The sequence below is a fragment of the Pseudoalteromonas sp. SG44-1 genome, assembly GCF_014164315.1.
GTDB lineage: Bacteria > Pseudomonadota > Gammaproteobacteria > Enterobacterales > Alteromonadaceae > Pseudoalteromonas > Pseudoalteromonas rhizosphaerae.
Genome location: NZ_JACJEW010000025.1, coordinates 60,533 through 69,947, shown reverse-complemented (window position 1 = coordinate 69,947; position 9,415 = coordinate 60,533). Strand labels below are relative to the sequence as shown.

The window sequence follows — 9,415 nt, the reverse complement described above, 5'->3', positions numbered from 1 at the left end:
CAAAGGTCAAAGGTCAAAGGTCAAAGGTATTTTAAGGATAATATGTTTAAGCGTGTAGGTTGGGGGTTATTAATTCTAGTGCTAAGTGTACTTTCACTTGGCTATATTTTTCGCATGCCGATCACCTTGCATTTTGTTGCTCCTTCACTTCATCAAGCTGGAGTTGAACTGCATTGTTTGGATTGGTCGTTAACAACCAATCTGGATCTCCATGTACAGCGAGCATGTATTGGCTATCAAGGGCAGTTGCTTGAATTAGCTGATATTACGGCCAATACTCAAAACATTACGGTTAACCGTGCAAATTTAATACTGGTAACCCCCGATTCTTCGAGTGAGCCTAGTGTGGCTAAAAAGCTTGCTTTGGCGCTACCGCAAGCTCGCCCGTTGTTACACCTAAAACGTTTAGTGATCACTCATTCTCAATTAAAAAAACCACTTATTATCAGCATAAATGAGCCGGTGTTAAATGAGTTTGTTGTTACTGGTGATGTGAAAGCTGAGGTTGACGTTAAAAATACCAAGTTGGCAGGAAATATTGAGCTTGATGAGCGACTACTTTCTACAGTTAAGGCCGCGACTGTAAACTCGATTGCAGGACTTAATTTAACTAGCCAAAATAGATTCGCTTTTGATGGTATTGTACTTGATATAGACACTCAGCTAGGTGCTGATTTCACTTACGCCATCAATACCTGCTCGATGACAATTAAAAGTAGTGGCAAAGTCAGTAGTCACTATAACTTAAATTCAAAAACATTAACCCTAGATGCTCAGCAATTAGCAACAACACTCAATGGCAAAAATGAGTGTTTACAAAGTTTGGCTGGTGTTATCGATGATGATGCACAGCAGCAATTTGTTACTCGGCAAATACCGTTAAATTGGCGATTAGTTTTACCTAGTAAGATAATTGTGCAAGACACTCAATTGACATTAGATCAGCTAACATTGCAGGCAGGATCACAACTGCTCATGAATGTTAAACAGTTAGCGGTTGATATAAATAACCCTTTAGAAACCCTATTGGCACAATTCGCGTTGTCGTTTTCGAGTGATGATATTGCATTATTAGATATAGCCGCGAGTGTTGTTAGCAGTGATATTGATGGTAACTATCAGTTAAAAGTGGCTGCGCTGCCTGATTTTATCGATGTTGATGCGCAGCATATTAGTGCACAAGGGCATTTTTCAATAAATAGCATATTGGCTGCACAGCCTGCTCTCGAATTGTCAGCACAATTAGCGCTGGGGCAATTAAAAGTGCATGATATTGGTATTGATAATTACCAAGCAACTTTTAAGGCGAAGCTACAAAGTAATCAATACTTAACCGCTAGCTTATCGAGTCAGATTGATACTGTTAATATGGGGAGTATTAAACTATCTCAGCTGACGAATCAGCTAACTGCTGCAGGAAGTTTGTCAGCAGGAGAATTGTTTTTTGATTTAACTAGTGAAACAAAGTTAGCCAAGCTACAAACGGAAGAGTTACGACTTAACGATATTCGTATAAGCTCAACAGGTTTACAAAGTCGTGCTCTGCAAGCATCTCATCATATATATGTAGAGGGGATAGAGCTTGTGGCAATGCATAATATAACAAGCACAGCTCATCCATTTGAGGTGATAATTTCAGAGCAGTTAGTTACTAAGCTTAACCCACTGCTTCATCAATTTGTGCCGCTTGCAACCTTAACAGATGGTAAAGTCAGTGGCCGTATTGCTGGTGATATTAATCTGCAACAGGCCGATCTCTCTTTACAGCTAGTCGGTGTAAGTGGTTTATACACAGATTACCTTGCTAAGCATTTTAATACTCAATTTACAGGTCGTTATGATTCAGGGCAGCTTAATGTTGTGCCTTCTACATTTGAACTAAATGAATTACGAGCTGGTGCTGTGGTGAAGCAGCTAACAGGGTTTTGGCAAGTACAGGCAAATGAACTTGCTGTTACGGAGCTTACAGGGAAGGTTATGGGAGGGCATTTTTTGCTGGATAAATATCGCCTTACAGAAGAGCCGCAACAAGCATTAGTTACATTTGACAATATAGATGCTAGCAAGGTCATTACCCTTGATGCTAAATCGGGTATTAGCTTAACTGGAAATGTAGCTGGACACTTGCCTGTTTATTTCACAAAAGCAGGTATTGAGGTTAAAGGTGGGCAGCTTGTTAATCAAGGTGCTGCTAAATTACTTATCACTGATAATGCAGCTTTTAATTCGGTAAAGGCTCAACAACAAGAGTTAGGGCCTATACTTGGCTTGCTTGAAAATTTAGATATTCAGAGTATTAAAAGTAGTGTTAACTTAAAACCTGACGGCTGGATGACCTTAGGCGTTAATTTGCAAGGGTATAATCAACAGCAAGCACAGCAAGTTAATTTTAACTATAATCATGAAGAGAACGTGTTCACACTATTACGAGCACTGCGCTTAAGTGATGAAATTACGCAAAAAGTTGAACAAGAGTATTCAACAAAAGGAAGTAATAATGACTAAATGGTTAGTAATATTAACCGCATTGGGATTACTCAGTGCATGTACGCATCGTGTTGAGGTGGCCGCTAAGGAACCTATTACAATTAACTTAAATGTTAAGGTCGATCATGAAATCCGCGTAAAAGTTGATAGAGAACTCGACAGTTTATTTAGTGATGACAGCGAATTATTTTAAGGAGCAAGTATGAATATAGTAAAAAATAAAAAACTAAGCATTGTCACTTTATTAAGTGCGGTGTGTTTGTCGTTTTCGGCTTGGGCCATTTCGTTAGATGATGCAAAAAATCAAGGGCTAGTGGGTGAGGACAGCTCGGGTTATTTAGGCCTTGTGGTGCAAAATGCAGAGGCAAAAGTGGTTGTCGATGAAATTAATGCTAAACGTAAAGCACAATATTTAAAGCTCGCTAAAAAGAACAACTTGTCGCTTTCTCAAGTAGAAGCGCTGGCAGCTGCTAAAACGATTGAAAAAACCCAATCGGGTCACTTTGTTGAAGTGAACGGAGAATGGGTTAAAAAGTAACATTCCTTTTTACTAAAAGCTGAGTGATTAAGCACTCGGCTTTTTACATCCAGCAAGTAATTGTTGCCAAAAGTCGATGCCTTTTCGGCGAGCTAAATTGATGTTGTGATCTGGAATTGATTCGGGTTCATTATAATCATCAAGTGCTGCACTCATGCTAGCCTCACGAATTAGATGTAAGGTAGGAAAAGGCGCGCGGTTAGTGTAATTTGCTGCATCATTGTCATCGCTATCAGCAAACACATAGTCAGGATGAAAGTTGGCTATTTGATATTTACCTTCAAAGCCTTGGGCAACTAATAGCGCATTGGCTAAATCCACTAAATCTAAAAATTCCTCAAAGTCAGTAAAGCCTTGTTCAAACATCAATAATGTAGTCTCTCGAGCCGGTTGTTGATCAAGTTCAATACATTGTTCGATCATCTCCATCACAGCATCATCAATGCTGGTTGCTTGGCTGGTTTGATAATGAATGCAATTATTTTCAACTTCTTTACGGGCAAAGGGGCAAAAGTTATATTTAACAATGACATTAGCTACCCATAAACGGGTTTGTTGTTCTGGTAAGGTTAGTTTTTTTTGTTCAGTCATTGTGTGGCTCTAAAAACTTGTTAATGATGGCGATCGTTTTCGCGATGGCGCCTTGGTTGTTAGCAACACATTGTGCTGCCTGTAGACCTAGCTGCTGGCAAAACGCTGGTTGTTGATGAAGCTCGTATAGTTGCTCCGCTAACATCTTTGTATCGCTTACTTGTATACACCCACCTGATGCAATCAGTTCAGGGTAAACATGGTTGAAATTATAGGTATGCGGGCCTGTTAAAACACCGACAGAAAATGCCGCTGACTCGAGAGGGTTATGCCCGCCACGTGCAATTAAACTGCCGCCAATATAATTGATGTTGGCCATACCATATAAACATTGCAATTCACCTAAAGTATCAGCAAGGAGTACTTGCTCGCTTTGATAGTTATTTTTACTGCGGCGGCTAAAGCTTAATGGTGAGTCTTCAAGCAATGTGGCGACCTTATCAAATTGTTCTGGGTGGCGCGGCGCAATAACTAGCAGTGCATCTGGAATCTGTTTTAGCAGCAGCTGCTGAGCAGCTAATATCAGCTCATGCTCACTAGGGTGCGTGGAACCGGCAACCCAGATAAAGCGCTGATTATTGTATTGGCTTTTTAGGGTATCGACTTTGTCTAACTGCTCACTAGTTGGCTTTATATCAAATTTAATTGAGCCAGTAATATGCACTTTTTGCTCATTGAGGCCAAGCTCAATAAAGCGTTTAGCGTCTTCATGATTATGACTAGCTAAAGCGGAAATTGATTGCATTATAACCTTAGTTAATGGCGCTACTTTTTGATAACCTTGTTGCGATTTTGCTGAAAGCCGCGCATTGAGTATCAGTACAGGAATATTCTGTTGTTTGCACTGCGCCATAAGATTAGGCCAAAGTTCGGTTTCTAAAATACATATTAACGTGGGTTTAACACGCTTTAAAAAGCGCGCTGTAGCACAAGGGTAATCAATAGGTAAATAGGCGCACTGTAACGAGTCTTTAAAATTATTATGTATTTGTTCACGGCCTGTGGGGGTGTTACAGGTTATCATAAATGAATAACTTGGCTGTTGGTATTGTAGCTCTTTAAGCAAAGGCGTTGCAGCAAGTACTTCACCAACTGAAGCGCAGTGGATCACTATTAGATTACCTTTTAATACTGTACTTTCTTGTGAGGTTTTTTTTACTGTAATGAAGCCAAACCGTTCAGCAAAGTGCGCGCGATAACCTGCGTTCTTTTTACCTCTAAGTATATATAAATAAAAGGTTATGAGAGGACTTAGCAAATAAAGAATCAGTGAATAAAAAAAGCGTGCCATTTTTCAGCCTCGAATTATAAACACTAATGATAACGCGGATACCCTTTAAGCAAAATGCGAAATTGTTAAAAAGCGTTAGAACAGAGAGTTTTGGGTGTTTAGTTGCAGCTAATTTGGTAATATTTAACTACCATTATGAAAAATACAGTCGTTATGAAATTCAAATTGATAAAAGCCGTGGTATTAACCAGTTTTATGAGTTGCGCATTGCCTTCACTTGCAACACCAACTGCTTACTTACCAATTGGCATGGATGCACAGCTTGATCATCAGCTCGATACGTTATTTGCCTTGACGTCAGGCACACCGATGACAAAGCCTTACCGCTTAACGGAAGTTGAAGCTGCGCTTGCTAAATTGCAAAATGTACAGCCAAGTTTAGTCGCGGCAATACGTGCTAAAATTAAGCCTTATCAAGGCAGCGATAATATTACTCGAGTAGGTGTTAAGCTGCGTGCTGATGGCAGCAATGCAACTAAACTTGCCAATCAACGTGGTGTGAGCTCTGATGAATGGGGGCAAGTGTTCTTTGAGGGTATTTGGCGTCCTAATGACTATACCTTGATGCAAGTGGGAGTCGATTATCGCGCGAAGCAAAATAAATTCGTTAATTATAACAGTTTTGTCAGCTTTGCCGGTGATGACCTGCAGTTAAATATTGGTTATAAAGAGCATTGGTTTTCGCCGTTTAAGCAGTCAGCTCAGATTATCTCTACTAATGCGCGTACCTCGCCATCTATTTCATTAGGGATGGTGGCACCAGCCCATAACTGGTGGAACTTTGATTTTGAGCTTTATTACTCCGAGCTTGAACATGTTGAAAAAGGCATTAGATATCAAGATGAATTGCACGATGGCACACCTCGCTTAGCTGGCACACATATTAGTTTAGAGCCTGTAGAGGGGTGGAAAATCGGCATGAATCGTATGATGCAATTTGGTGGTGGGCCACGTGATGTTGGTTTTAGCGATGTAGTTAAAGCATTCTTTGACCCTGCAGGTAATGATAATGGTGCAATAGCGGGGGGCCCTGATAATGAACTTGGCGACCAGTTTGCTTCAATAACGAGTGTTGTGAACTTTAATTGGGGTATGCCGGCAGAGCTTTATTTTGAGTATGGCGGCGAAGATACCAAAGAACACAAAAACTACCAATTCGGTAATATTGTTTATAATTATGGCGTGTTCTTACCTCAATTAACTAGCGATATCTCACTTCGCTACGAATATACTAATATGCACAGTCAATGGTATAGAAATTATATATATCCTACTTATGGTAACACTAAAGATGGTTTTGTTATTGGCCACTATGCCGCTGATCAACGTTATTTACATGATGCTGTTCCATCACGTATACATAGTTTAGAAGCCACCTATGCAGCAATATCGGATTCTTTTTGGCGTGCGAAATTCACTTTGCTCGATAATGAAAGTGGTCATGTTGATGAGTTTGGTGTAGTAAGTGAGCAATATGAACAAGGGATCGAGTTACAAATCAGTAATAACCGAAAGTGGCATGAATATAATATTGAAACAACTTTAACTTACGGCGAAGATGTCTTTGGTGATAACTATACGTGGTTGTCAGTGGCACTTTTTTGGTAGTAGCTAGTCAGACTAATTTTGAGAGGATTACCCATGTCTAATATTGATTCTGTAGCGAGCAGCTACCTTGAAAGTTTAACCCGTCACCAAGTATTGTTTGAAACGATGGAAACATACCACCCTCAAGTAATGCAATTGCTTGAAGTTTGCCACAGTACTTTGCAAGCTGGTGGAAAAGTAGTTTGGTTTGGTAATGGTGGCAGCGCAGCAGATGCTCAGCATTTAGCTGCAGAGTTTGTCGTACGCTACAAATTAGAACGTGGCCCATTAGCATCTATGGCGCTAACAACCGACACTTCCATCTTAACTGCGCATAGTAATGACTATCACTTTGACACAGTTTTTGAGCGTCAGGTTCTTGCGTTATGTAAGCCTGAGGATTTAGTGATTGGTTTAACTACCTCTGGTACTAGCGCTAATATTAATTTAGCGCTAGCTGCTGCAAATGAAATAGGTGCTTATACAGTTGCATTTACAGGCCGCGATGGCGGTAAAGTAAAAGATATCGCTAAATTATCCATTATTATTAAAGATGACGAAACCGCACGTATTCAAGAAGCGCATATGTTTATTGGTCATTGGTTATGTGAAGCCATTGATATGGTTGTAGCGGGGCAGAGGTAATGGATCTAGCGTTATTAAAAAACCTGTCTAACGCTAAAATATTAGTGGTTGGTGATGTGATGCTTGACCGTTATTGGCATGGTGATTCAGGGCGCATATCGCCAGAAGCACCTGTGCCAATAGTGAAAGTAAGTAAATTTGAAGATAAAGCCGGTGGCGCCGCAAACGTGGCAAAAAATATTGCCCGTTTAGATGGTAAAGTTGGCTTGTTGGGTTTAATTGGTGAAGATGAAAGCGGCCAAATCTTAGAGCGAATTCTTGCTGATGAACGTATAGATTCACAATTAGTCAGTGTTTGTGATTTGCCAACTATTTCAAAAATGCGTGTGATTAGCCGTCATCAACAAGTCGTTAGACTTGACTTAGAAGAGATGTTTACTGAGCAACACAGCCAACTACTTTTAAACCGTCTGGAATTAGTATTAGATGAGTACGACTTTGTTTTATTCTCAGATTATAATAAAGGCTCATTAAGCTTGATCCAGCAAATGATAAAACTTGCTAAAGGTGCTGGAAAAACAGTTCTAATTGATCCTAAATCCTCAGACTTAAACTTATATCGCGGTGCTGATTTTATTACTCCTAACTTGAATGAATTTAAGCTTGCCGGTGGTAAAACAGATTCGGAACAGCATTTAGCAGACAGTGCTCGAGCACTGATCAGCGATGCAGGGATCGCGGCCATGCTATTGACTCGCTCAGAGCAAGGTATGTCACTTATTAGTGCCGATGAAAAACACGATTTTGCAGCGCAACAGCTTGAAGTCAGTGATGTTACCGGTGCTGGTGATACTGTTATTGCAACTCTGGCGGTGATGTTAGGTGCAGGAATGCAGCCTAAAGATGCAGTGGAAATTGCTAACCTTGCGGCTGGAATTGCAGTGAGTAAATTAGGGGCAGCTACGGTATCGCCTGAAGAGTTAAGTCGTAAGTTAGGTCAATACTTACAAAAAACCGGTGAGCATTATCAAACCCCATTTGATGATGTGCTTCAGCATATTGAGTTTGCAAAGCAAAATGGTGAAACTATCGTGTTCACCAATGGTTGTTTTGACATTTTACATGCGGGGCATGTGCGTTACTTAGCACAAGCCAAAGCACGTGGAGATCGTCTAGTCGTCGGTTTAAATAATGATGAATCAATAACGCGTTTAAAAGGTCCAGAGCGCCCTATTAACCCGCTTGATGAGCGTGCTATGGTGCTGAGCGCTTTGGCATCAGTTGATTGGGTAATTCCATTTGGTGCAGTTGAAGAAAACGATACACCCGCTAAATTAATTGAGCTGATCAGTCCTGATATCTTAGTAAAGGGTGGAGATTACACTGTTGAACAAATTGCAGGCGCTGATCATGTACTTCGCCATGGCGGAAAAGTTGAAGTACTTGAGTTTTTAAATGGCTGCTCTACGTCAAAAGTGATCAGTAAAATAAAGGCTTAACGGCTATATTTTAAGAGTGGACTGGTATGCTGTGTGTAACTGCTGCCAGTCTGTAGTTTGCCAATGCATTACTTTATTTCGGCCTTGCTCTTTATGAAACGAACGAGCAAGGCGGGTCATATTAGCTTGTTGCCAATTACTGGCGGGGAGTTTTAGTTCACCGCGGTCAAAGTCAATAATGTATATCTCGCCCGTTTCATCAAATAGAATGTTGTTAATATTCAAATCAGCGTGATACACCCCATGATTATGAAAATCCGCAATCGTGTGTGCTACTTTAATTAACTCTTGTGCGCTAAAGGGACGTTGTTTTAATATATCAAGCACACTTTGTGCGCCTGCAACAGCTTGAGTAATTATATCGCCACGGTAAATTAAGCCAGCTTGCGATATTTTAGCTGCAATCGGCTTTGGTACATTTAGACCTAATTCGCACAGTTTCATCATTAATGAAAACTCTTGGTAAACACGGGTTTTTTCCAGTCCAAAAAACACATATTGATCACTTAGCACTTTACCCACTAAACCGCCACGCCAATAATGCCTGAGCACTGCTGTTAGCCCGTTATGGCAGAAAAACCATGCAGTTGCGCGACCTTTTTTGGCGCCGACAATTTTTCCTTGCTGCTGCCAATATTCATTATCAAACCAATTTAAGCTAATTTCGGCACTATGCTCAGGATGGCTTAAAATAATGTGTTCATTGATGGTTTGCTGGTTAAACATGGCGTACTTATTTTATTGCAGGTGATAGTGCTATCTTAACCTGTTTTAAAGCCGAGCATAAGTGCTTGCAATAGTGGGTGGTTAATTTAAGATCATGGTAATTATCCAGCA

General features: G+C 40.4%; 9 protein-coding genes. 6 read left to right on the top strand and 3 right to left on the bottom strand.

Annotation, left to right across the window (positions count from 1 at the left end):
* Positions 1 to 42 precede the first annotated feature (42 nt).
* From H5187_RS13035 to H5187_RS13025, 3 genes are read left to right on the top strand one after another with little or no spacing between them, the layout of a single operon-like run.
* Entirely contained in the window at positions 43 to 2,505 is a 2,463-nt protein-coding gene (locus H5187_RS13035; RefSeq protein WP_182797934.1) for a YdbH domain-containing protein, read from the top strand.
* Positions 2,498 to 2,680 carry a YnbE family lipoprotein gene (locus H5187_RS13030; RefSeq protein ID WP_149981408.1) on the top strand — a complete coding sequence of 61 codons (183 nt, stop codon included), beginning with the start codon at positions 2,498 to 2,500 and terminating at the stop codon, positions 2,678 to 2,680. The genes H5187_RS13035 and H5187_RS13030 overlap by 8 nt, the downstream gene beginning before the upstream one ends.
* 9 nt (positions 2,681 to 2,689) lie before the next feature.
* On the top strand, positions 2,690 to 3,025 hold the full coding sequence (locus H5187_RS13025; protein ID WP_149981407.1) for a YdbL family protein: 336 nt from the start codon (positions 2,690 to 2,692) through the stop codon (positions 3,023 to 3,025).
* A gap of 27 nt (positions 3,026 to 3,052) precedes the next feature.
* Here the strand turns inward: H5187_RS13025 and H5187_RS13020 are convergent, their stop codons facing one another.
* A complete protein-coding gene (locus tag H5187_RS13020) occupies positions 3,053 to 3,616 on the bottom strand; it encodes a DUF1415 domain-containing protein (protein WP_182718396.1) in 564 nt (187 codons plus the stop codon).
* On the bottom strand, positions 3,609 to 4,907 hold the full coding sequence (gene waaA, locus H5187_RS13015; protein ID WP_182797933.1) for a lipid IV(A) 3-deoxy-D-manno-octulosonic acid transferase: 1,299 nt from the start codon (positions 4,905 to 4,907) through the stop codon (positions 3,609 to 3,611). The genes H5187_RS13020 and waaA overlap by 8 nt, the downstream gene beginning before the upstream one ends.
* 153 nt (positions 4,908 to 5,060) lie before the next feature.
* Between waaA and H5187_RS13010 the strand changes: the two genes are divergently transcribed.
* From H5187_RS13010 to hldE, 3 genes are read left to right on the top strand one after another with little or no spacing between them, the layout of a single operon-like run.
* Positions 5,061 to 6,515 carry a capsule assembly Wzi family protein gene (locus tag H5187_RS13010; protein ID WP_182718394.1) on the top strand — a complete coding sequence of 485 codons (1,455 nt, stop codon included), beginning with the start codon at positions 5,061 to 5,063 and terminating at the stop codon, positions 6,513 to 6,515.
* A 33-nt stretch (positions 6,516 to 6,548) separates the two neighbouring features.
* Positions 6,549 to 7,139, top strand: a complete 591-nt coding sequence (locus H5187_RS13005; RefSeq protein ID WP_182718393.1) for an SIS domain-containing protein — start codon at positions 6,549 to 6,551, stop codon at positions 7,137 to 7,139.
* Positions 7,139 to 8,578, top strand: coding sequence for a bifunctional D-glycero-beta-D-manno-heptose-7-phosphate kinase/D-glycero-beta-D-manno-heptose 1-phosphate adenylyltransferase HldE (gene hldE, locus H5187_RS13000; protein WP_149981403.1), 1,440 nt, complete (start codon positions 7,139 to 7,141; stop codon positions 8,576 to 8,578). Before H5187_RS13005 ends, hldE begins: the two co-directional genes overlap by 1 nt.
* A gap of 3 nt (positions 8,579 to 8,581) precedes the next feature.
* On the opposite strand, the gene H5187_RS12995 is transcribed toward hldE, so the two are convergent.
* Positions 8,582 to 9,304 (bottom strand): 3-deoxy-D-manno-octulosonic acid kinase, encoded by a 723-nt coding sequence (locus H5187_RS12995; protein ID WP_145235056.1) that lies wholly within the window; start codon positions 9,302 to 9,304, stop codon positions 8,582 to 8,584.
* Positions 9,305 to 9,415 lie beyond the last annotated feature (111 nt).